Annotated in this window: 22 protein-coding genes; 13 read left to right on the top strand and 9 right to left on the bottom strand. The window is 71.5% G+C overall.

Features of this window, described 5'->3' with window-relative positions; translation table 11 throughout:
* Positions 1-10: 10 nt before the first annotated feature.
* Positions 11-793, bottom strand: coding sequence for an IclR family transcriptional regulator (locus tag AC156L_RS16970; protein ID WP_330876928.1), 783 nt, complete (start codon positions 791-793; stop codon positions 11-13).
* Between the two features lie 125 nt (positions 794-918).
* On the opposite strand from AC156L_RS16970, the gene AC156L_RS16965 reads away from it, so the two are divergent.
* From AC156L_RS16965 to AC156L_RS16930, 8 genes are all read left to right on the top strand, one after another.
* Complete coding sequence (locus AC156L_RS16965; RefSeq protein ID WP_330876929.1) at positions 919-2,259, top strand: ABC transporter substrate-binding protein; 1,341 nt, start codon at positions 919-921, stop codon at positions 2,257-2,259.
* Between the two features lie 77 nt (positions 2,260-2,336).
* Positions 2,337-3,227 (top strand): carbohydrate ABC transporter permease, encoded by an 891-nt coding sequence (locus AC156L_RS16960; RefSeq protein ID WP_330876930.1) that lies wholly within the window; start codon positions 2,337-2,339, stop codon positions 3,225-3,227.
* The gene (locus tag AC156L_RS16955) at positions 3,224-4,099 is read left to right on the top strand and encodes a carbohydrate ABC transporter permease (RefSeq protein ID WP_330876931.1); all 876 of its coding nucleotides are present in this window, start codon (positions 3,224-3,226) and stop codon (positions 4,097-4,099) included. Before AC156L_RS16960 ends, AC156L_RS16955 begins: the two co-directional genes overlap by 4 nt.
* Before the next feature lie 6 nt (positions 4,100-4,105).
* Positions 4,106-5,008, top strand: a complete 903-nt coding sequence (locus tag AC156L_RS16950) for a 5-dehydro-4-deoxyglucarate dehydratase (RefSeq protein ID WP_330876932.1) — start codon at positions 4,106-4,108, stop codon at positions 5,006-5,008.
* Positions 5,005-6,264 (top strand): glucarate dehydratase family protein, encoded by a 1,260-nt coding sequence (locus tag AC156L_RS16945; protein WP_330876933.1) that lies wholly within the window; start codon positions 5,005-5,007, stop codon positions 6,262-6,264. The genes AC156L_RS16950 and AC156L_RS16945 overlap by 4 nt, the downstream gene beginning before the upstream one ends.
* Entirely contained in the window at positions 6,258-7,421 is a 1,164-nt protein-coding gene (locus AC156L_RS16940) for a hypothetical protein (protein WP_330876934.1), read from the top strand. The genes AC156L_RS16945 and AC156L_RS16940 overlap by 7 nt, the downstream gene beginning before the upstream one ends.
* Before the next feature lie 85 nt (positions 7,422-7,506).
* Positions 7,507-8,001 carry a hypothetical protein gene (locus AC156L_RS16935; protein WP_330876935.1) on the top strand — a complete coding sequence of 165 codons (495 nt, stop codon included), beginning with the start codon at positions 7,507-7,509 and terminating at the stop codon, positions 7,999-8,001.
* 107 nt (positions 8,002-8,108) lie between these two features.
* A complete protein-coding gene (locus tag AC156L_RS16930; RefSeq protein WP_330876936.1) occupies positions 8,109-8,672 on the top strand; it encodes a hypothetical protein in 564 nt (187 codons plus the stop codon).
* 51 nt (positions 8,673-8,723) lie between these two features.
* On the opposite strand, the gene AC156L_RS16925 is transcribed toward AC156L_RS16930, so the two are convergent.
* The 5 genes from AC156L_RS16925 to AC156L_RS16905 form a co-directional block, all read right to left on the bottom strand.
* Complete coding sequence (locus AC156L_RS16925) at positions 8,724-10,382, bottom strand: fumarate hydratase (RefSeq protein WP_484407003.1); 1,659 nt, start codon at positions 10,380-10,382, stop codon at positions 8,724-8,726.
* 252 nt (positions 10,383-10,634) lie between these two features.
* Positions 10,635-11,630, bottom strand: a complete 996-nt coding sequence (locus AC156L_RS16920; protein ID WP_259622121.1) for a sigma-70 family RNA polymerase sigma factor — start codon at positions 11,628-11,630, stop codon at positions 10,635-10,637.
* Between the two features lie 229 nt (positions 11,631-11,859).
* Entirely contained in the window at positions 11,860-12,285 is a 426-nt protein-coding gene (dtd, locus tag AC156L_RS16915) for a D-aminoacyl-tRNA deacylase (protein ID WP_330876938.1), read from the bottom strand.
* Complete coding sequence (locus tag AC156L_RS16910) at positions 12,282-13,760, bottom strand: class I SAM-dependent methyltransferase (RefSeq protein ID WP_330876939.1); 1,479 nt, start codon at positions 13,758-13,760, stop codon at positions 12,282-12,284. The genes dtd and AC156L_RS16910 overlap by 4 nt, the downstream gene beginning before the upstream one ends.
* A gap of 26 nt (positions 13,761-13,786) precedes the next feature.
* Positions 13,787-15,295: a PucR family transcriptional regulator gene (locus AC156L_RS16905; protein WP_330876940.1), complete on the bottom strand. Its 1,509-nt coding sequence runs from the start codon at positions 15,293-15,295 to the stop codon at positions 13,787-13,789.
* 94 nt (positions 15,296-15,389) lie between these two features.
* Here AC156L_RS16905 and AC156L_RS16900 point away from each other — a divergent pair, with 94 nt between their 5' ends.
* Entirely contained in the window at positions 15,390-15,710 is a 321-nt protein-coding gene (locus AC156L_RS16900; RefSeq protein ID WP_330876941.1) for a DUF3099 domain-containing protein, read from the top strand.
* On the opposite strand, the gene AC156L_RS16895 is transcribed toward AC156L_RS16900, so the two are convergent.
* On the bottom strand, positions 15,689-16,570 hold the full coding sequence (locus AC156L_RS16895; protein ID WP_330876942.1) for a carbohydrate kinase family protein: 882 nt from the start codon (positions 16,568-16,570) through the stop codon (positions 15,689-15,691). The two genes, AC156L_RS16900 and AC156L_RS16895, sit on opposite strands and share 22 nt — an antisense overlap.
* Positions 16,567-17,478 (bottom strand): pseudouridine-5'-phosphate glycosidase, encoded by a 912-nt coding sequence (locus AC156L_RS16890; RefSeq protein WP_330876943.1) that lies wholly within the window; start codon positions 17,476-17,478, stop codon positions 16,567-16,569. The genes AC156L_RS16895 and AC156L_RS16890 overlap by 4 nt, the downstream gene beginning before the upstream one ends.
* A 63-nt stretch (positions 17,479-17,541) precedes the next feature.
* Between AC156L_RS16890 and AC156L_RS16885 the strand changes: the two genes are divergently transcribed.
* The 4 genes from AC156L_RS16885 to AC156L_RS16870 all read left to right on the top strand — a co-directional run bounded on the left by AC156L_RS16885 (position 17,542) and on the right by AC156L_RS16870 (position 19,471).
* Complete coding sequence (locus AC156L_RS16885) at positions 17,542-17,796, top strand: DUF3039 domain-containing protein (protein WP_330876944.1); 255 nt, start codon at positions 17,542-17,544, stop codon at positions 17,794-17,796.
* A gap of 147 nt (positions 17,797-17,943) precedes the next feature.
* A complete protein-coding gene (locus AC156L_RS16880) occupies positions 17,944-18,234 on the top strand; it encodes a hypothetical protein (RefSeq protein ID WP_484407001.1) in 291 nt (96 codons plus the stop codon).
* Positions 18,231-18,938 carry a GDSL-type esterase/lipase family protein gene (locus AC156L_RS16875; RefSeq protein ID WP_330876946.1) on the top strand — a complete coding sequence of 236 codons (708 nt, stop codon included), beginning with the start codon at positions 18,231-18,233 and terminating at the stop codon, positions 18,936-18,938. Before AC156L_RS16880 ends, AC156L_RS16875 begins: the two co-directional genes overlap by 4 nt.
* Positions 18,851-19,471, top strand: a complete 621-nt coding sequence (locus tag AC156L_RS16870) for an L-threonylcarbamoyladenylate synthase (protein ID WP_330876947.1) — start codon at positions 18,851-18,853, stop codon at positions 19,469-19,471. The genes AC156L_RS16875 and AC156L_RS16870 overlap by 88 nt, the downstream gene beginning before the upstream one ends.
* Positions 19,472-19,856: 385 nt before the next feature.
* Here AC156L_RS16870 and AC156L_RS16865 read toward each other — a convergent pair whose 3' ends face one another.
* Positions 19,857-20,975: a YihY/virulence factor BrkB family protein gene (locus AC156L_RS16865; protein ID WP_330876948.1), complete on the bottom strand. Its 1,119-nt coding sequence runs from the start codon at positions 20,973-20,975 to the stop codon at positions 19,857-19,859.
* Between the last annotated feature and the right edge of the window lie 125 nt (positions 20,976-21,100).

The following is a 21,100-nucleotide window of genomic DNA, read 5'->3' as shown; positions in this document are numbered from 1 at the left end:
TGGTGGACGGTCAGCGGCCGAACTGCCGGAGCAGCTCGGTGATGGTGCGGGCGGCGTCGAGCAGCGCGCCGATGACCTGGCGCTCGTGGTCCTCGTCGAGCCTGCCCAGCGGGACCGAGCAGCTCATGGCGTCGAGCACCGGGTTGCGGTAGGGCAGCGCGACGGCGAAGCAGCCGAGGCCGGGGGTGTTCTCCTCGCGCTCGTGGGCGTAGCCCAGGGCGCGGAAGCCCGCGAGCTGCGCGTGCAGCGGGCCGCGCTCGACCACGGTGTTCGGCGTGAGCGGCTTCAGCTCCTCCGGCAGCAGCGCGTCGACCTCCTGCGGGGTGCGGGTCGACAGCACCGCCTTGCCCAGCGAGGTGGAGTGCGCGGGCAGCCTGCGGCCGACCCTGGAGACGACCCGCAGGTGGTGCTCGGACTCGCGGCTGGCGAGGTAGACCACGTCGGCGCCGTCGAGGCGCGCGAGGTGGACCGTCTCGTTGACGGTCTGCCTGACCTGCTCCATGACGCGGATCGCGGCCCGCACCACGGGGTCGTGGTCGAGGTAGGACGTGCCGACCAGCAGGGCGCGCACGCCGATGCCGTAGGTGCCGCGGTCCGGTTCGACCTCCACCCAGCCGCGGTTCACCAGCGTCTGCAACAGCATGTACAGGCTCGACTTGGGATAGCTGAGCTCGCGGTGCAGCTCGGTGAGGGTGAGACGGCGGTCGGAAGCCGAGAGGACTTCCAGCAGCTCGACGGTCCGGTCGGCGGATTTCACCGCCCCCGGACGGGTGGGCGAAGCGGCCTCGGTCACCAGGTCCTCCAGGGAAACATTCCGGCAACACGCTCTTGACACGTTGCTGTGCTGATTCTTACAGTCCGGCATCAGGTTCACAAGTACGACTGCGTTTCATGGATGTGAACAACTTGGAGGGTGAGATGCCCCGTTCCCGGTCCGGCACCGCGGCTGTCGCCCTGGTCGCCGTGGGTGCCGTGCTCGCTGGATGCGGCTCGGCGACGCCCGCGAGCAGCGGGAGCGCCGCTGGGGTCGCGCAGGACCCGAACGCGCCGTTCGAGGTGTGGACCCGCAGCACGGAGGCCACCGCGAAGGTCTACGCGAAGATCTTCACGGACTTCGAGGCCAAGACCGGGGTGAAGGTCGACTACAAGCCGGTCTTCGCGGACTTCGACAAGCAGATCCAGCAGCGCGCGGCGTCGAAGGACCTGCCCGACCTGGTCGTCACCGACACGGGCTCGCTGGGCGTCTTCACCTCGCAGGGCCTGGTCGGCGAGATCGACAAGGCGGGCGTCGCGGGCGGCGCGGACGTCGTCGAGCGGGCGTGGGACAACGGCAGGGCGTCGGACGGCAAGTACTACGCGATCCCGTTCTCCACGCAGGCGATGGTCACGCTGATCCGCAAGGACTGGCGCGAGAAGGTCGGCAAGCCCGTGCCGACGACCTGGGACGAGCTGACCGACCTCGCGGCGGCGTTCACGAAGGACGACCCGGACGGCAACGGCGCGGCCGACACCTACGGGATGCTCGTGCCCGGCACCACCGACCGCGGCTACCTCGGCTGGTGGGCGTCGAACTTCGTCTGGCAGGGCGGCGGCGACATCCTCGAGCAGGACGGCGACAGGTTCAGCGTCGCGGTCGACTCCGACGGGACCGTCAAGGCCGTCGACTACCTGAAGACGATGTTCTGCGGCGACCCCAAGCTGGTCCAGCCCGGCGCGCTGACCACGGGGACCAACGACGCGCACGCGTTCTTCGAGACCGGCAAGACCGGCATCTACGTGACCGGCCCGTACATGTTCGGCCGGTTCGACAAGAACCTCGGCAAGGACAGGTACGAGGTCGTCGCCGCCCCCAGGGGCCCGGCCGGTGGCACCGTGCTCGGCGAGGGCGAGAACATCTACCTGATGGCGGGCTCGCCGAGGGCGGACGCGCAGAAGCGGCTGGCCGAGTACCTGATCAGCGCCGAGGCGCAGCAGGCGGGCATGAAGGGCGACCCGACCCCCGTGGTCCGGCTCCCCGTCAACGGCAAGGTCGACGTCAAGGCCGTCTACGACGACCCGCGCTGGGAGACCACCGCGAAGGTCTACGCCGACAGCGCCCGGCCGTTCTCCAGCGTGCCGAACTTCCAGCCGTTCCGGCAGCAGTTCTCCGAGACGCTGAACTCCATCCTCTCGACGTGCGGACCCGACTCCAAGGCCGAACTCGGCACCCTCGCCGAGAACCTGGAGAAGGAGTTGCAGGCACAGGGAATGTCCAAGTGACGGTGTCCAATCCCGTCCGCGGCACCACAGACGTGGGACCGGCGGCTAGTGGCGGCGGTGCCGTCGGCTCCCACCCCGTGAGGCGGCGCCACCGGCGTCGCCTCACGGGACCCAGCTCCACGCCGTGGCTGTTCCTGGCCCCGGCCCTGCTGATCTTCGTCGTCTTCAAGTACCTGCCGATGGCGGAGGGCATCCGCCTGAGCGCGTACCAGGTCCGACCGTTCCTCGGCGACCTGTGGGTGGGGTTCGACAACTACGCCCGGATCATGGGCGACGAGCGGTTCCGCGACGCGATCGGCCACACGCTGGTCCTCGCGTCCGGCCAGACGATCGGCTCGATGGTGATCGGGTTCGCGCTGGCCCTCCTGCTGGAGGGCCACGCGAAGTCCCTGTGGTTCGTGCGGTCCGCGGTCTTCCTGCCCGTGGTCGCCGCGACCGCCGTCATCGGCGAGATCTGGCGGCTGCTGTTCTTCCCCGCCCCCGAGGGCTTCGTCAACACGGTGCTGTCGTTCGTGGGCCTCGGCCCGTGGACGTTCCTCGACAGCCCGGACACCTCGCTCGCGTCCGTCGTGTTCGTCGGGATCTGGAAGGGCGCGCCGTACGACATGGTGCTGATCCTGGCCGGGCTCGCGGGCATCGACCGGCAGCAGTACGAGGCGTCCGCCATCGACGGCGCGAACACCTGGCAGCGCGTCCGGCACATCACGCTCCCCGCGCTGCGCCCGGTGATCACGATCCTGCTGACCCTGGCGTCCATCCGCGGCCTGCGGGTGTTCACCGAGGTCTACGTCCTGACCGGCGGCGGTCCCGCGGGCTCCACCGACGTGTGGATGACGCGGGTGTTCACCGTCGCCTTCGAGCGCAACGAGATCGGCGTCGCGTCCGCGGGCTCGGTGGTGCTCTTCCTGATCACGTTCGTGTTGACGGTCGTGGTCCAGTTGTACCGGCGGAGGAAGGAGGCCAGGTGAGCGTCGCGGACAGGTGCGACACCGCGCTCGGGTGGTCGACCGGCCGTCAGGCCTGGTTGAGCCGGGGCATCCGGATCCTGCTCAGCGTCGGCGCCGTGCTGCTGTTCACGGGCCCGCTGATCACCGTGTTCTCCGGCGCGTTCGACCACAACCCCGACCCGACCCGGCTGTCCGTGCTGCCCGACGAACCCTCGATGGTCAACTTCGAGGCGGCGGGCTCCAAGGGCATCTGGCACTACCTGGCGAACTCGCTGATCATCGCGGGCGGGGCGCTGCTGCTCCAGCTCGCGGTGAGCGTGTTCGCCGCGTACGCGCTGGCGCGCAAGAAGTTCCGGGGGCAGGCGGTCGTGCTGCTCCTGATCCTCACCACCATGATGCTGCCCGAGGAGGTCATCGCCATCCCCCTGTCCCTGGTGATCGGCGACCTCCCGCTCGTGCACATCAGCCTGAAGGGAACCCTGCTCGGCGTCATCCTGCCGCTGGGCGCGTGGGGGTTCTCGATCTTCGTCATGACGGAGTTCATGAAGGAGATCCCCCTGGAGCTCGAGGAAGCCGCGAAGGTCGACGGCGCCGGGGAGTTCCGGATCTTCGCGCAGATCATCCTGCCGCTGGTCAAGCCCGCGCTCGGCGTGGTCGCCGTGTTCGGGTTCAACATGATCTGGGAGCAGTACCTGCTTCCGCTGATCGTCGCCGCGGATCCTTCCGACTACACGCTGACCGTCGCCCTGCTGTCGTTGAGGTCCGATGAAGAGGTCGGGCCGGGGATCGTGTTGGCCGGAGCGTTGCTGGCGCTGGTGCCGAGCCTGATCGTGTACCTGTCGCTGCAGAAGTCTTTCCTGCGTGGGATCACCACCGGAGCGATCAAGGGATGAAGGTCTATGCAACTCGATGGGGTGCTGTTCTTTCCGGTAACGCCGTTCGACCCGACGGGGGAGATCGCCGAGGACGTGCTCGCTGAGCACGTCAAGCACGGTGTGTCGGCGGGGCCGGGCGCGGTCTTCGTCGCCTGCGGCACGGGGGAGTTCCACGCGCTGGGCGTCGAGGAGTTCGAACGCGCCGTGGCCGTCGCGGTCGAGGCGACGGCGGGCCGCGTGCCGGTGTTCGCGGGCGCGGGCGGTCCGCTGCCCATCGCCAAGGACTTCGCCAGGGCCGCCGCCCGCGCGGGCGCGGACGGGCTCCTGCTGCTGCCGCCCTACCTGGTGACCAACCCCGCCAGGGGACTCGTCCGCTACGTCGCCGACGTCGCCGCCGCGACCGACCTGCCGGTGATCGTCTACCAGCGCAACAACGCGGTGTTCACGCCGGACACGGCCGTCGAGGTGGCGTCGCTGCCGACCGTCATCGGGTTCAAGGACGGCCTCGGCGACATCAACCAGCTCCAGCGGATCGTGCTCGCGGTGCGGGCCCGCGTGCAGAAGCCGTTCCAGTTCTTCAACGGCCTGCCGACCGCCGAGCTGACGGTGCCCGCGTACCGCGGCATCGGCGTCGAGCTGTACTCCTCGGCGGTGTTCGCGTTCGCGCCGGACATCTCGCTCGGCTTCTACCAGGCGATCCAGGACGACGACACCGCGCTGGTGCGCCGCTACCTCACCGAGTTCTTCGTGCCGCTGGTCGAGTTGCGCGACAAGGTGCCGGGGTACGCGGTGGCGCTGGTCAAGGCGGCGGTCAAGCTGGGAGGTCTGGACGCCGGAGGGGTGCGCCCACCCTTCATCGACCCGTCGGAGGAGCACGTCGCGGAACTGGAGCGGATCATCGCGGCCGGGAGGGCGTTGGCGGTATGAGGATCACGGACATCACGATCACCCCGGTCGCCTTCCGCGACCCGCCCCTGCTGAACTCGGCGGGCGTCCACGAGCCGTGGGCGCTGCGGTCGATCGTCGAGGTGCACACCGACGAGGGGATCTCCGGGCTCGGCGAGAGCTACGGCGACATCGGCCACCTGGCCAAGCTGGAGCAGGTCGTGCCCGCGCTCATCGGCCTGGACGTGCACCAGCTCAACGTGATGCACGCGAAGGTCGCCGAGGTGCTGGGCGGCAGGTCCGGCGACGACCGGCACGGCCTCACCGGCACGCTCACCGCCGAGGGCACCGTCGACCGCGTGTACTCGCCGTTCGAGGTCGCGACCTGGGACATCCGCGGCAAGGCGCTCGGCCGCCCGGTGTCGGACCTGCTCGGCGGAGCCGTCCGCGACGCCGTGCCGTACAGCGCGTACCTGTTCTACAAGTGGGCGGGCCACCCCGGTGCCGAGCCCGACGAGTGGGGCGAGGCGCTCGACCCGGCCGGGATCGTGGCGCAGGCCCGCGGGCTCATCGACTCCTACGGGTTCGGGTCGATCAAGCTCAAGGGCGGCGTGTTCCCGCCCGAGGAGGAGGTCGCCGCGATCCTCGCGCTGCGCGAGGCGTTCCCGGACCTGCCGCTGCGGCTCGACCCGAACGCGGCCTGGTCGGTGGAGACGTCGATCCGCGTCGCCGAAGCCCTCGACGGCGTGGTCGAGTACCTCGAAGACCCGACGCCGGGCCTCCAGGGCCTGTCCGAGGTGGCCGCCAAGGCCTCGATGCCGTTGGCCACCAACATGTACGTCGTCGCGTTCGAGCACATCGCTCCCTCGGTCGCGATCGACGCGCTCCAGGTCGTCCTGTCCGACCACCACTACTGGGGCGGGCTCAGCCGGTCGCGCCACCTCGCGTCGACCTGCCAGACGTTCGGCATCGGCCTGTCGATGCACTCCAACTCGCACCTCGGGATCAGCCTCGCCGCGATGACCCACCTCGCCGCCGCGACGCCGAACCTGAGCTACGCGTGCGACACGCACTACCCGTGGAACTCCGCCGACGACGTCGTCGTGCCGGGCGCGCTGACCTTCGTGGACGGTGCCGTCCCGGTGCCGACCGCACCCGGCCTCGGCGTCGAGCTGGACCGCGACGCGCTGGCCGGGCTCGCGGAGAACTACCGGACCTGCGGCATCGTCCAGCGCGACGACACCGGCTACATGCAGAGGTTCGACCCGTCGTACGAGAGGAAACGACCCCGGTGGTAACGAGCATCGCGCACGTCTACCCGTGGGACGTCGTGGGCGACCCCCTCGCGGCGCGGCGGTACGCCGACCTCGGCGTGGACGCGGTCGCGCTCGCGGCGTCCTACCACACCGTCCGCGCCGCGACCCCGCTCCACCCGGAGCACCGGATGGTCGACGCCCGGCACGCGGCGTTCTACCTCCCGGTGCGCGACGAGGCCTGGAGCGGCGGGCGGCTCGTGCCCGCCGAACCGTCCTGGGTGGACGGTGACAACTCCTTCGGCGCCGCGGCGGACGCGCTGCGCGCCGTCGGACTGCCGGTCTACGCGTGGACCGTGCTGACCCACAGCAGCAGGCTGGGCGACCTTCACCCGGACGTGACGGTCGTCAACGCCTTCGGTGACCGCTACCCGTACGCGCTGTGCACGGCGAACCCCGACGTCGTCGCGTACGCGCGCACCCTCGTGACCGAGGTCCTCGACCTCGGGCGCCCGGACGGGATCGTGCTGGAGGCGTGCGGCCCCCTCGGCTTCTTCCACGGCGGCCACCACGAGAAGACCGACGGCGCCGACTGGGACCCGGTCCAGCAGAAGCTGCTGTCGCTGTGCTTCTGCGTCGCGTGCGCGGTGCTCTACCAGGACGCCGGCGTCGACGTGGACGACCTGCGCGCCGCCGTCCGCGCGGGCGTCGACACGGCCGCGCCCAGCGTGGGGGAAGCGCTCGGCGACCTGGCGAAGCCGGTGTCCTCCGTGCGCACGGGCATCGTCCGCGACCTGCGCGGCACCCTGGTCGGGCTGGTGCGCGAGCGGGCGCCGGGCATCCGGATCGCCCTGCACGCCACCGGCGACGAGTGGGCCACCGGCCCGTTCGCCACCGTCGCGCCCGCCGTCGACGCCGACGTCGACGTGCTCACGGTGTTCTGCTGGCCCGGAGCCGACGCGGCGACCCCCGGCATCCGCGCGCTGCGCGAGGTGGCCGGGCCCGACGCGCGGATCGCGGGCTACGTGCTGGCCCTGCCGCCGAAGCCGGTCGACGGCGAGGCGCTGCTGACCGAGTGGAAGCGGTACGCGGACGAGGGCGTCGAGGAGTTCCACCTCTACCACGCGGGACTCGCCTCGCAGCCCCGTCTCGACGCGCTCCGCCACGCGGTGACGGGCATCAGGCACCACCTGAACCGGTAACCGTGCGGGTATCGGGCATCACCTGAACCGGTAACTGTGAAGAGGACGGAGCAACCCGCAAGCGGGGTCGCTCCGTCCTCTTCACATGAGAAGCCTACGAACCGCAGTCAGCGCCGGTGTCCTGCTCCTGCTGGTGACGGCGTGCGCGAGCCCGCAGGCCCAGGTCGGCGCCGGAGCCGGCGACCCCAAGCCGGAACCGGGGCTCAGCGTCTCCTCCTCGCCCGCGCCCACGTCGAGCGCGCCCGACATCGCCCCCGGTGAGCCGCCGCCCAACGGCGGCGTGCCGGTCCCCGAGACGAAGCTCGACGCGGCGGCGCTGCCCGAGGACTACCCGCGGTCGGTGTGGACCGAGGGCGACGGCTCGGTCGTCGGCGTGATCGGCCAGGAGGGCGGGTGCAGCAAGGTGGGCGTCCAGGTCGTCGAGCAGTCCGCGACCTCCGTGCACCTCGAACTGGTCGAGACGCTGCCCGCCGAGCAGCAGATGTGCACCATGGACATCAGGTTCCCCCCGCTGACCGCGAAGCTCGACGCGCCGCTGGCCGAGCGGACCGTCGTGCTGACCACCAAGCAGGTCAAGTAGACCCGACGCCCGGCCGACGTCCCCCCGTCGGCCGGGCGTTTCCTGTCCTGCTTTGTCCTGTCCCGCCGGTCCTGCAACCGGAACGGCGCCTGTACCGTCCTTGCGGTATGAGGAACGCCAAGGTGCTCGTCGCCCTCGCCGTGGGACTGTGTGCCCTGGCCGGGTGCGGTAGCGATGACCAGCCGTTCGGGGCGGGCGGACCGTCCAGCACGGCCCCGTCCACGTCCGGGTCGGTCTCGCCGCCGGCTTCCGGCCTCCCGCCGGGCTCGGCCACGCTGCCGTCGTCGACCGTCCGCCCGCCGGGTCAGAGCGAGGTCCCGTCCCAGCCGCCGCAGTCGTCCGCGACACCGCTGCCGGGCAGCCCGACGGAGGTGCCTCCCGCCCGCGTCGACGGCACGGTGCTGCCGGAGACGTACAAGTCGCAGGTCCAGGTCGGGTCCGACGGCAGGACGCTGATGGTGATCGGCCAGGCGGGCGGCTGCAAGACGGCCAGCGCCGAGGTCACGGCCGAGGCGGCCGACCAGGTGATCATCACCCTCGTGACCACGTACTACGCCCCCAGCGGCGGCGTGTGCACCCAGGAGGTCCGCGACGTGCCGCTCAACGTGACGCTGGCGGCTCCGCTGGGCGAACGCAAGATCGTCCTGGAGGCCCGGCAGGAGAGCGCCTGACCGACGCGGCCCCGCGAGCGGGGAGGGGGTTCCACGCCCCTCCCCGGCCCGCTACCTCCGGAACGAGACCTGGAGCAGCGGCGCGGACGTCTCCGAGAAGAAGTCGTTGCCCTTGTCGTCCACCACGACGAACGCGGGGAAGTCCTCGACCTCGATCTTCCACACCGCTTCCATGCCCAGCTCGGCGTACTCCAGCACGTCGACCTTGCGGATGCAGTCCTGCGCCAGCCGCGCGGCCGGGCCGCCGATGGAGCCCAGGTAGAACCCGCCGTGCGACTCGCAGGCGTTGGTGACCTGCTTCGACCGGTTGCCCTTCGCCAGCATCACCAGCGAACCGCCCGCCGCCTGGAACTCCTCGACGTAGGAGTCCATCCGGCCCGCGGTGGTCGGGCCGAACGAGCCGGACGCGTAGCCCTCCGGCGTCTTGGCCGGACCGGCGTAGTAGACCGGGTGGTCCTTCAGGTACTGCGGCATCCCCTCGCCCGCGTCGAGCCGCTCCTTGATCTTGGCGTGCGCGATGTCGCGCGCCACCACCAGCGGTCCGGTCAGCGACACCCGCGTCTTCACCGGCAGCGCGGACAGCGCGGCGCGGATCTCCGCCATCGGCAGGGTGAGGTCGATCTTCACGACCTCGTCCGACAGGTGCTCGTCCTCGACGTCGGGCAGGAAGTGCGCCGGGTCGCGTTCCAGCTGCTCGATGAACACGCCGTCGGCGGTGATCTTCGCCTTGACCTGGCGGTCCGCCGAGCAGGACACCGCGATGCCGACCGGGCAGGACGCGCCGTGCCGGGGGAGGCGGACGACGCGGACGTCGTGGCAGAAGTACTTGCCGCCGAACTGGGCTCCGATGCCGAAGTTCCGGGTCAGCTCCAGGACCTGCTGCTCCAGGTCGGTGTCGCGGAACGCGTGGCCCAGCGGAGAGCCCTCGGTCGGCAGGCCGTCGAGGTAGCGGGCGGACGCGAGCTTCGCGACCTTGAGGTTCTGCTCGGCCGACAGGCCGCCCACGACCACGGCGAGGTGGTAGGGCGGGCACGCGGCCGTGCCGAGCGAGCGCAGCTTCTCGTCCAGGAACGCGGCCAGCCGCTTCGGGTTCAGCAGCGCCTTCGTCTCCTGGTAGAGGAGCGTCTTGTTGGCGCTGCCGCCGCCCTTGGCCATGAACAGGAACTCGTACTTCGGCTCCGTGCCGGGCGCGGTGAACAGGTCGATCTGCGCGGGCAGGTTGGTGCCGGTGTTCTTCTCGTCCCAGAACGTCGTCGGCGCCATCTGCGAGTACCGCAGGTTCAGCTCCTGGTAGGCGTCGAAGATGCCGCGCGACAGCGCCTCCTCGTCCGTCCCGCCGGTCAGCACGCCCTCGGTGCGCTTGCCCATGACGATCGCGGTGCCGGTGTCCTGGCACATGGGCAGCACACCGCCCGCGGCGATGTTGGCGTTGCGCAGCAGGTCCATCGCGACGAACCGGTCGTTGCCGCTGGCCTCGGGGTCGTCCACGATCGCGCGCAGCTGGGCGAGGTGCGACGGGCGCAGCAGGTGCTGGATGTCGCGGATCGCTTCCTTGGCCAGCAGCGTCAGCGTCTCGGGGCTGATCTCCAGGAACGTTCGACCCGCGGCCTCGACGACCTTCACGCCCTCGTCGGTGAGGAGGCGGTACTCGGTCGTGGTGTCCTTCGCCAGCGGGAGGACGTCTGTGTACTGGAACGTGGTGGTGGGCACGTCGGCGGGCTCCCTTGCGCGCTTCGGAATCCGACAAACGTATCCGATCGACGTCGCCCTACCGCTCCACCGGGATGTGATTCGCGTCCTTCGGGGCCGTCAATAGCGGAAGGCCGGGCCGGCCCCCGACCGCCCCGACCTTCCTTCGTAGGCGACCGCCCCCACGTGATGAGGTGGGGGCGTCGCCAGGTCCGTGTAGAGCAGAACCGTGCCGTGATCCGCATCACAAGTCAACGCGGCCAAACGGGTGAGTCAGCTCGCGTAGGCCCGCAGCTTCTCCGCGCGCTCGCCCTGCCGCAGCTTCGACATGACCTCGCGCTCGATCTGGCGGACGCGCTCGCGGGACAGCCCGAAGCGCTTGCCGATCTGGTCGAGCGTCCGCGGCTGGCCGTCCTCCAGGCCGTACCGCAGCCGGATGACCGCCTGCTCGCGCGGGTCGAGCGTGGACAGCACGCGCCGCAGGTCGTCCTGGAGCAGGCCGGAGATGACCGCGCTCTCGGCGTCCGTGGCGTCGGAGTCCTCGATGAAGTCGCCCAGGGGGGCGTCCTCCTCGGCGCCGACCGGCATGTCCAGGCTCACCGGGTCGCGGGCGTGGTCGAGCAGGTCGGAGACCTTCTCGGCGCTGATGCCCGATTCCTTGGCGAGTTCCTCGGTCGTCGCTTCCCGGCCGAGCTGCTGGTGCAGATCGCGCTTGATCCGCGCCAACTTGTTCACCTGTTCCACCAGGTGGACGGGAAGGCGGATGGTGCGACCTTGATCCGCCATTCCGCGGGTGATCGCTTGGCGGATCCACCACGTCGCGTAGGTCGAAAACTTGAAACCCTTGGTGTAGTCGAACTTCTCCACCGCGCGGATCAGACCCAGGTTGCCTTCCTGGATCAGATCGAGGAGCGGCATTCCACGACCGGTGTATCGCTTGGCCAGCGAAACGACCAGACGGAGATTCGCTTCGAGCAGGTGGTTCTTTGCCACGTGGCCGTCCCGCACCAGCGCGCGCAGTTCTTCGCGACGCGTGGGGGACAGGCGCTTCGCGGTCTCGGCCATGTGCTGCGCGAAGACGCCCGCTTCGATCCGCTTCGCCAGTTCGACCTCCTCCGCCGCTGTGAGCAGGGCGGTCTTGCCGATGCCGTTCAGGTAGACTCGAACGAGATCGGCGGCCGGACCCTGAGCGTCCAGGTCGAGTTCGGCGGGACTGATGTGGCTGACGGTGGTGTCGACCTCGCGGTCGAAGACCCTCGGGACGGTCATGGAACTCCCTCCCCCTTTGTCGCGGGCTGGCGTGCGGGTGCGTCACACACCTGCGCTGCACTGCGCAGTGAGCCTTTCGGCGTCGGGGCCCGCTGGGTACCCATCGCTTGCCGGCTGGACACTGGGGAAACGCGTCGGAATGCCAATTCGTTCCCGCCTCCCTGACATGAAGACGTCTCCGCCGTCACACCCGTTGCTCGCGCAATGCTGAGGATTTCCTGAGAGCGTCCTAGAGTTCGACCAAAACCGTGAACGGTCCGTCGTTCACGCTCCGCACCGACATCATCGCGCCGAACCGTCCTGTTTCGACTCGGGCACCCTTTTGTCGCAGTTCCCGCACCACTCCCTCGATCAAGGGTTCCGCGCGTTCGGGCCGGGCGGCCGCCGTCCACGAGGGACGGCGACCCTTCCGCGTCTCGCCGTAGAGGGTGAACTGGCTCACAACGAGCAGGGGCGCACCGGTCGACGCGCACGATTCCTCGTCCCTCAGGACCCGCAGCTCGTGCAGCTTCCGAGCCATGACCGGAACCATCGCCGCGTCGTCGTCGACGTGCACTCCGAGCAGCACCAACAGCCCCGGCTCGTCGATCGACCCGACGACCAGATCCCCCACGGTCACGCTCGCCTGTGTGACTCGCGACACAACAGCTCTCACGCGGGCCTCAACATGCCGTGCCGGACCAGGTCGCGCACCACCGGCAGGGCGTTCGCGATCAGCCCGTCGACCGGCTGGTCGTGCGCGAACGCCAGCAGCGTCACGAGGTCCTCCAGCGGCAGCGCCCCCCTGCACCCCGCCAGCAGCGCCGCGGCGACCTCGTCCAGCTCGTGCTGCCACCCCGGCCCGTCCTGCCGGTGCAGGCGGCGCACGACGGCCGTCCAGCCCTCGTCGTCCGGCGAGGACACCTCCTCCAGCAGCACCGACTCGGGCACGGTGAACCGCGTCGCCAGCAGCGCCTCGGCGGACCCGTTGGCCCTCAGCCACTCGACCCGGTCCAGCCACAGCGACGTCTCCGGCCCCAGCGGGTCCACGTACGCGTGCCGCAGGTCCTCGCAGACGACCTCGGCGTGCGAGCCGGACGTCCTCCGCAGCGTGACGAACCCGAACCCGACGCCCTCCACGTCGTTGCGGGCGAACCAGTCGAGCCACACGGCGGCCTTCTCCCGCCCCTCGGGCGACCGCGGGTCGACACCGGCGTCCCGCAGCCACGTCCCCACGTACAGCGCCGGGTCGGCGACGTCCCGCTGCACGAACCACGCGTCGACGCCGCCGCGGGGCAGCCACGAGGACACCCGGTCGCCCCAGTCCTCACCCCTGCGGTGCAGCCAGGAGGCGAGGAGCTGCCCCACACCGCCCTCGTTGAGGAACGAGGGCATCTGCCGCACGACGAGCGCGCTGGCGTCGTCGCCGCCGAGCCCGGAGTCGCGGTACGTGTAGTCGACGCGCGGCGGCCCGACGACGAAGGGCGGGTTGCAGACGATCTGGTCGAACCGCCGACCGGCCACCGGGCCGAACCACTCGCCCCTGCCGAGTTCGACGTCCAGCCCGTTCAGCAGGAACGTCCCCCTCGCCAGCGCCAGCGCCCGCTCGGACAGGTCCGTGGCGGTGACGCGCTCCGCGTGCCGGGAGGCGTGCAGGACCTGGACACCGCACCCCGTCCCCACGTCGAGCAGGGACCCGACGGGCCTGCGGGCCGTGGCGCGGGCCAGGCTGATCGAGGCCTGCCCGATCCCCAGCACGTGGTCGGGTGGAACGGGCCCACCGCGCTGCTCGGCGTCGAGGTCGGCGACCACCCACCAGGAGTCGTGCGGCCGGACGTCCAACCCGGCCCGGAAACCGCCGGGGTCGGCCCGCAGCACCTCGGCGGCCAGCAGCTGGTCGACGTCCGCGGACTTGAACGCGGTGGTGACGTCGGCCTCGGACTCGACGTCGCCCAGCAGGAACAGCCGGACGAACGTCCCCAGCGCCCCGGCGTCCCGCGTGGCCCGGCGGGCCGCCTCGGGTTCACCCCTCGTCATGGCGGCGTGGGCCTGCCCGCCCAGGGCGGCCAGCACCCCGTCGGTGTCGTAACCGGCGGTCTGGAAGGCGTCGCGGAGACGCGAGGTCAACTCGGGGGAGAAGTCAGGGAGCACGGGCACATGGTTCCATCCCGCCCGGCTCAGCCCCGCTCCCCGTGCACGGCCAGCGCGATGGCCATGGCCAGCCGCTGCTCGGGGTCGTCCAGGGGCAACGCGGTCACCTCGGCCATCCGCTGCATCCGGTACCGCAGCGTGTTCGGGTGCACCGACAGGGCCCGAGCGGCCTCCCGCGTGTCCCCCTGGGCGGCCAGCCACGCCCTCAGCGTCTCGGCGTAGGCCGTCCCGTGCTCCCGGTCGTGCCGCAGCAGCTCCGCGACCGGCCCCCGCGCCGGCAGCCGCCCGCTGTCCGCGGCGGCGGCCAACCGGTGCAGCAGCACCCTCGCCCAAGCCGTGTCGTACACGACGGGCTCGCCCGCCGACAGGGCCAAGCACTCGTCGGCCTCCTGCCGTGACGCGGACACCTGCACCGCGTCGGCGGCCCCGCCGATCCCCGCCAGCACCGTCGCCTCTGCGGGCAGTTCCCGCTCCAGCGACCGCACCCACTCCACCGCCACGGCGGCCGAGTCCCCGCACGGCACCACGGTGTAGAGCACGTTCCCGAACAGCGCGCTGCGCCCCGGCCGCGACCACCCGAAACCGGCGGTGGCCCGTTCGAACGCCAGGAGCGCGGCCCCGTGGTCGGCGTCCCCGACGTGGGCCTGCACGGCGATCACCCGCAGGTCCACCAGCGGCAACCCCAGCCTGGCCAGCGCCGCGGGCGCCCCGGACGGCGTGTCCAGCAGCGCGATCACCAGGTCCGCCTCGGCCTGCCGCTCCAGGTCCGCGCTCGCGCGGGCCCGCAGCAGGTGCAGGGCCGACGTGCGGGCCCCGTCCACCAGGGCCGCGGCGCGGGACGCGTCGACGGGCCCGTCCACCTCCACCCACACGGACCCCAACAACTCCCGCCCGGCCCGCACGGCCGCCACCAGCCGCTCACCCAGCTGCTCCGTCAACCGGGGCACGAAGATCGGCTCGTCCGACAGCGCCAGGTGCGCGAACACCCCGTAGGAGTCCAGAGCCGCACGGGCCTCCTCGGGCACCTTCCGCCCCAGGATCGTCTGCACCCGCACCTGGTCCACGTCCTGCTGCCGGTACGAGTACGCCAGCACCCGCGACTGCTGGTCCTCGATGGTGACCGGCCCGCCCACCACGGCCGCTATCGCGTCGGCGACGGCGAACAGGTCGCCGGACCGCTGACCGCCGAGCACCAGCGTCTGCGCCACGGAGGCCAGCTGGCTCCACGGCACCGACGGGTCCACCAGCAGCACCGCCGCCCCGGACCGCCGAGCCGCCGCGAGCACCTTCTCGTCCAGCGGAGGCCGCCCGTGCAGCACCACGACGGCGGCCCCGGTCGACCCCACCAGCCGAGCCGCCGCGGCGGCGGAGGGAATGCCCAGCCCCAGCAGGACGTCGTCAGGAGCGGCGGGTGTCCGCTCGGCGGCGTCGTGCAGCGCCACCCCGCGCAACTCGACGTCGCGTCCGCGGGGAGCGCAGCTCAGGTGCGTGCCGAGACTCCCCAGCACGTCGACCAGCCGATCGAGGGCGACCACGACCGGATCCTAGGTCGGCCCTGTTGTGCACACCCCGCTTCGGCGGGTGTTGGATGGGTATCGATGGTGGGACGATGAAGGTGGAGGTGGTGTCGTGAGCACATCCGAGCGTGACGACACCCCGGTGCTCATCACCGAGGCCGCTCCGTCCCTCGACGAGCAGCACAGGGCCCGGAAGCGGAAGTACGCGATCATGATGAGCGCGCGCATCCCGTGCATCGTCCTGGCCGTGGTCTTCATCGACATCTGGTGGCTGGCCGTCGCGTTCCTGGTGCTGTCCATCCCGCTGCCGTGGATGGCCGTCCTGATCGCGAACGACCGTCCACCGCGCAAGTCCGAGAAGGCCAACCGCTACCAGAAGGAGCACAAGGCCATCGCGGCGTCCGGCAAGGATCACCGCGTCATCGACGGCTGAGGCCCCACCAGGGTCACGGCCCGCGCGCTCGCCCGGATCCCGCCGAGCAGGGCGTCCCTCTTGGACACGCCCCGCTGCCAGGCCGCGAGGAACCCGGCGTCGAACGCGTCACCCGCGCCGGTCGAGTCGACGCACTCCACCACCTCCGCGGGCACGGACACGACCTCGTCCTGGTCGACCCAGCTCGCGCCGTCCGCGCCGGACGTCAGCACGACCGTGCCCACGACGTCCAGCAGCGCCTTCGCCGCGGCGGGGTCGGCGGACCCGGTGAGCGCGATCAGCTCCTCCGCGTTCGGCATCAGGAAGTCGATGCCGCGCACGTCGTCCAGGAACCCCTCGGGGTCCAGGTCCAGCAGCACCGACGCCTGCGGGTCCACCGACGTCGTCAGCCCCGCCTCCTTCGCCGCGGCCAACGCCGCCAGCGCGGCGGGCTTGGAGGACGCGTCGAGCAGCACGTAGCCGGACAGGTGCAGGTGCGTCGCGCCCGCCAGCAGCCCCGGATCGAGGTCGGCGGGGGAGAAGTGCGCGTTCGCGCCCCGGTCGGCCAGCATGCTGCGCTGGCCCCCTGGGTCGACCAGGCACACGACGCAGCACGTCGCGGCCTCCGGGTCGACGGCGAACGCGCACCGCACGCCCGCCGCCGTCAGCTCGGCGTGCACCTGGCGGCCCGCCGAGTCCGCGCCGACCCTCGCCACCAGCACCGGCTCGGCGCCGCACTCGGCGAGCCACGCCGCCGTGTTCGCGCCCGCGCCGCCCGGTTCGATGGTCACGTTCGCCCGCACGTCGCCGCCGTGCGGGATGGGGCCGACGTGCCGGGCGACCACGTCCAGCCCGGCGTCGCCGACCACGACGATCGTCACGGGGCCAGCTCCACGGCGACCTCGGCCGCGAGCCGGGCGTTCGACATGACCAGCGCCTCGTTGGTGTCGAGGCTCACGCCGCCGCTGGCGCCGTGGAAGTGCTCCAGCAGCACCGGCGTCACGTCCTTGCCGTGCACGCCGCGCGCCCTCAGCAGCTCCAGGCCGTCCGCGAGCAGCCGGTCGTGCAGGTCGCGGTCCATCTCGAACTCGAACGGCACCGGGTTGGCCAGCAGCACCCCGGAACGGCCGGGAACGCGGTCGCGGTGCGCGGCCACGACGGCGGCGACGTGCTTGGGGTCGTCCACCCGCCACGGCACGTCGAACTCCGATTCGCGCAGGTAGAACGCGGGGAACCGGTCGACCCGGTAGCCGAGGACCGGCACCGAGCGGGTCTCCAGCAGTTCCAGGGTCGCGCCGATGTCCAGCACCGACTTCACGCCCGAGCACACGACCAGCACCGGGGTGGTGGCCAGCACGTCCAGGTCGGCCGACACGTCCCACGAGTCGTGCGCGCCCCGGTGCACCCCGCCGAGGCCCCCGGTGGCGAACACGTGCACGCCCGCGGCGTCCGCGAGCGCCGCCGTGCTCGCGACCGTCGTGGCCCCGTCCCGGCCGAGCGCGTAGGCGGGCCCGAGGTCGCGGCGGGACAGTTTCACCAGGTCGTTGGCCGGATCGCAGACCCGGTCCAGCTCGTTGGTGCTCAACCCGACGACCGGTACGCCGCTCAGCACGGCGATGGTCGCGGGCACCGCGCCCGCCGCGCGCACGACCGCCTCCAGCCGTCCGGCGACCTCGCGGTTGCGGCCCGGCGGCAGCCCGTGGGCCAGGATGGTGCTCTCCAGCGCCACCACCGCCCGGTTCTCCGCCAGCGCGTCCGCGACCTCTTCGGCGATCCTCGTAGTCGTCACGAGCGGTAATGATGACCGACCGACCCGCTAGGCCGAAAACGAGCGGTGGGGCATCATGGTGTGGTGAGCACCTCGACCCAGACGCTTCCGAAGACCGACGAGCGGTCCCAGGGCACCGACTCCACCGGTGACGACTCGCCGAAGATGTTCCACTACGTGCGCAAGGCCAAGATCGCGGAGAGCGCGGTCATGGGCACGCACGTCGTGGCGCTGTGCGGCGAGGTCTTCCCGGTGACGAAGTCGGCGAAGCCCGGCTCGCCGGTGTGCCCGGACTGCAAGAAGATCTACGACGGCCTGCCGCCCGGCGGCGACGACTAGAACGCCCGTCCTGACGACCTCGGCGCGCACGGGTCCACCGCGCACGCCGGGGTTTCGGCTGTCGCGGCCAATATAGTCATCAAGTGTGACTATCTCGATCGGTGACGGTATCGTCCTCCTCGACGCGCGCCGACGAGGAGGACCCCGATGATGGCCACCACGGTCGAGCTGACCCGCTTCCGCGTCGACCAGGCGAAGGTCGACGCCCTGCTCGCCGCCCGCCCGGCGATGCTCGCCGACTTCCGCGAGGACCGCGCCGGGTTCCTCGACGCCGACCTCGTCCGCCTCCCGGACGGCGAGTGGCTCGACATCGTCCGCCGGCGCACCCCGGAGGACGTCGCGGCCTCCCGCGCGAAGGGCGCCGACCTCCCCGGCATCGCCGCGTTCCTCGCCGCCGTCGACTCGCTCGTCAGCGCCGAGGAGGGCGTGTCGGCGTGACGAGCCGCGCGCCCGTCGTGTGCTTCGGGGACTCCACCACCGAGGGCACCGGCACGACCCGCGGCTACCCGGACGTCCTGGCCCACCGGCTCGGCGCGGCGGTGCGGAACGCGGGCATCGCGGGCAACCGCCTGCTCCGCGACGGCTTCGGCGAGTCCGGCCCGGGGCGCTTCGCCCGCGACGTCCTCGACGTGCCCGACGTCACCCACGTGATCGTCGAACTGGGCGTCAACGACCTGGGCCTGTCCACCCCGCGACCCACGGCCGACGAGCTGGTGGCGGGACTCACCACCCCGGCCCGTGCCGCCCGCGCGGCGGGGGTGGTGCCCCTCTGCGCGACCCCGCCCCCGTCCGGCGACACCGTCCACCAGGGCTTCCACAGCCCCGAGGGGGAGCGGACCAGGCAGGCCATCAACGCCTGGATCAGGACCACCCCGGAGTTCGCCGCGGTCGTCGACGTCGACGAACGCCTCCGCGACCCGGCCCGCCCCGTGCGCTACCGGGCGGACCTCGACAGCGGCGACCACCTGCACCCGAACGACGCCGGGGCCGAGGCCATCGCCGCCTCGGTGGACCTCGACGTGTTGCGCGGGCCGATCGACCCTAAGCTCCCCCCATGGCCAGGTACTTCGACGTTCATCCGGACAACCCCCAGAAGAGGTCGATCAGCCAGGCCGTCGACCTCATCCGGAACGACGGCCTGATCGCCTACCCCACCGACTCCTGCTTCGCGCTCGGCTGCCGCCTCGGCAACCGAGCGGGCATCGACCGCATCCGCGAGATCAGGCACCTCGGCGACGGTCACCACTTCACCCTCGTCTGCCAGGACTTCGCGCAGCTCAGCCAGTTCGTCTACGTCGACAACGCGGCCTTCCGCGCGATCAAGGCGGCCACGCCGGGCAGCTACACCTTCATCCTCCCGGCGACGAAGGAGGTGCCGAAGCGCCTGATGCACCCGAAGAAGAAGACCGTCGGCGTCCGCATCCCCGACCACACGGTCGTCCAGGCGCTGCTCGCCGAACTCGGCGAGCCCCTCCTGTCCAGCACGCTCCTCCTGCCGGACCAGGAGGAGCCGATGACCCAGGGCTGGAACATCAAGGAGCGGCTGGACAACGTGGTCGACGCCGTCATCGACTCGGGCGAGTGCGGCACCGTGCCGACGACCGTCATCGACTACTCGAACGGTGAACCGGAGATCGTCCGCGTGGGCGCGGGGGACCCCAGCCGGTTCGAGTAGCCGCCGACGGGGCCGGGACACGCCGTCGGGCTCCGGGGGAAGCCCGCTGCCGTTCCCCGGTGCGACTCGTGACCCTCCGCGCCGTTGCCCCGGTGTCCCTGGAACACGTGGTCGGACCCGCCGCTGACGCACGGGGAGCGGCCCGCGCGGGCGGCGCGGTCCTCCGGCTGAGCCTGACCGAGGCGGACCACTGCTCCCCGCTCGACCCGTGGAGGCGCGGGCGGTGGACCCCGCCACCGCACCGGCCGGACCCGCGCCGTGATGGTCCACCGGCTCGTCGCCGAGGAGAAGGTCGTGGCGCGTCAAGGCGGGCTCGTGGGCGGGGGAGACGCCCTCGCCGGGAACCCCGCCGCCGAGGACGTCGGGGAGCTGTTCGCCTGAGCGCTCAGTCCCGCTTCGGCCCCGGCGGCACGGGCAGCCGGGTCGTGGGGGAGGTGTCCGCGGGCGAGGGGGCCGTCCCCGGTTCCGCGGCGGAGGGCCGCAGCGGAGCGGTCGGCTGCTCGGGCGCCGCGGCCTCGTGGTTCTCGTCCGCCCTGATCCGCTCCGCCGTGCGCTCCATCTCCAGCCGCCGCCACCGGCGCCGCTGCCGCCGCGTCATCCTGGCGGGCCACATGTCCTGGATCGCGCTGTTGAAGTACGCGCCGATGGTGATGGCCAGCCCGATGAAGTACGCGAACAGCAGGAACGCGATGGGCGTGGCCAGCGCGCCGTAGGTGTACCCCGTGGTGGTGATCCACTGGATGTACAGGCGCAGGCCGATGCTGGAGGCCAGGAACACGGCCATCGCCAGCACGGCGCCCGGCACCAGCCGGTGCCAGGGCAGCTTCCTCGGCAGCGACAGCTTGTACAGGGTGGCCAGCGCGAGGATCAGCAGCACGGCCAGGCCGGGGTAGTAGAAGACGCCGATCCAGTACGACACCGTGTTCTGCCAGCTGGTCGGCAGGAACTCCGTCAGCAGGTCGGGGCCCAGCGCCAGCACCGGCAGCCCGACGATCAGCAGCACCAGGCTCGCCATGTACAGCAGCAGGGCGAAGATCCGCTGCCACACCTCGTTGCGCACGCCGTACTGGTCGTGCGCCACGGTGATCGCGTCCACGAACGACGACATCGCCGACGACCCCGCCCACAGCGAGATCACGAAGCCGATCGAGACGATCTCGCCCTTGCCCGTGGTGAGGATCTGGTCGACCGTCGGTTCGATCACCCCCGACACCACGTCGCCGCTGAAGATCGTCCGGCAGAAGCCGATGATCTTCTCCTTGACCTGGCTCACGACCTCGGGGCCGAGCCAGTCGCCGAGGTAGCCCATGCTGCCGAGCAGGCCGAGCAGCAGCGGGGGGAACGAGAGGGTCTGCCAGAAGGCGGCCTCGGCGGCCTCGGAGAACAGGTTCCCCTGCCACGCCTTCTGGAGCGTGCGCGCCAACAGGCGCCCAGGGCCACGGCGCAGCGGCTCCCGCGCCGTGGTGGGCGAAACGTGCCTGTTGTCGTCCGTCGGCAAACCCATCGCAAGGTCAAGCATGGTGCATGACGCGCGGTTCCGCGGCACTGGCGGACCGAACGAGGCGGCGGTGTCGGGTGGACCCGCCACGAACGGGTAGGCTGAACGCTGCCCTCACCGGGCTCCCGGCG

This window comes from Umezawaea sp., from assembly GCF_057122925.1.
The sequence above is the reverse complement of the archived record's forward strand: the minus strand, read 5'-3'. Positions and strand labels throughout refer to the sequence as shown.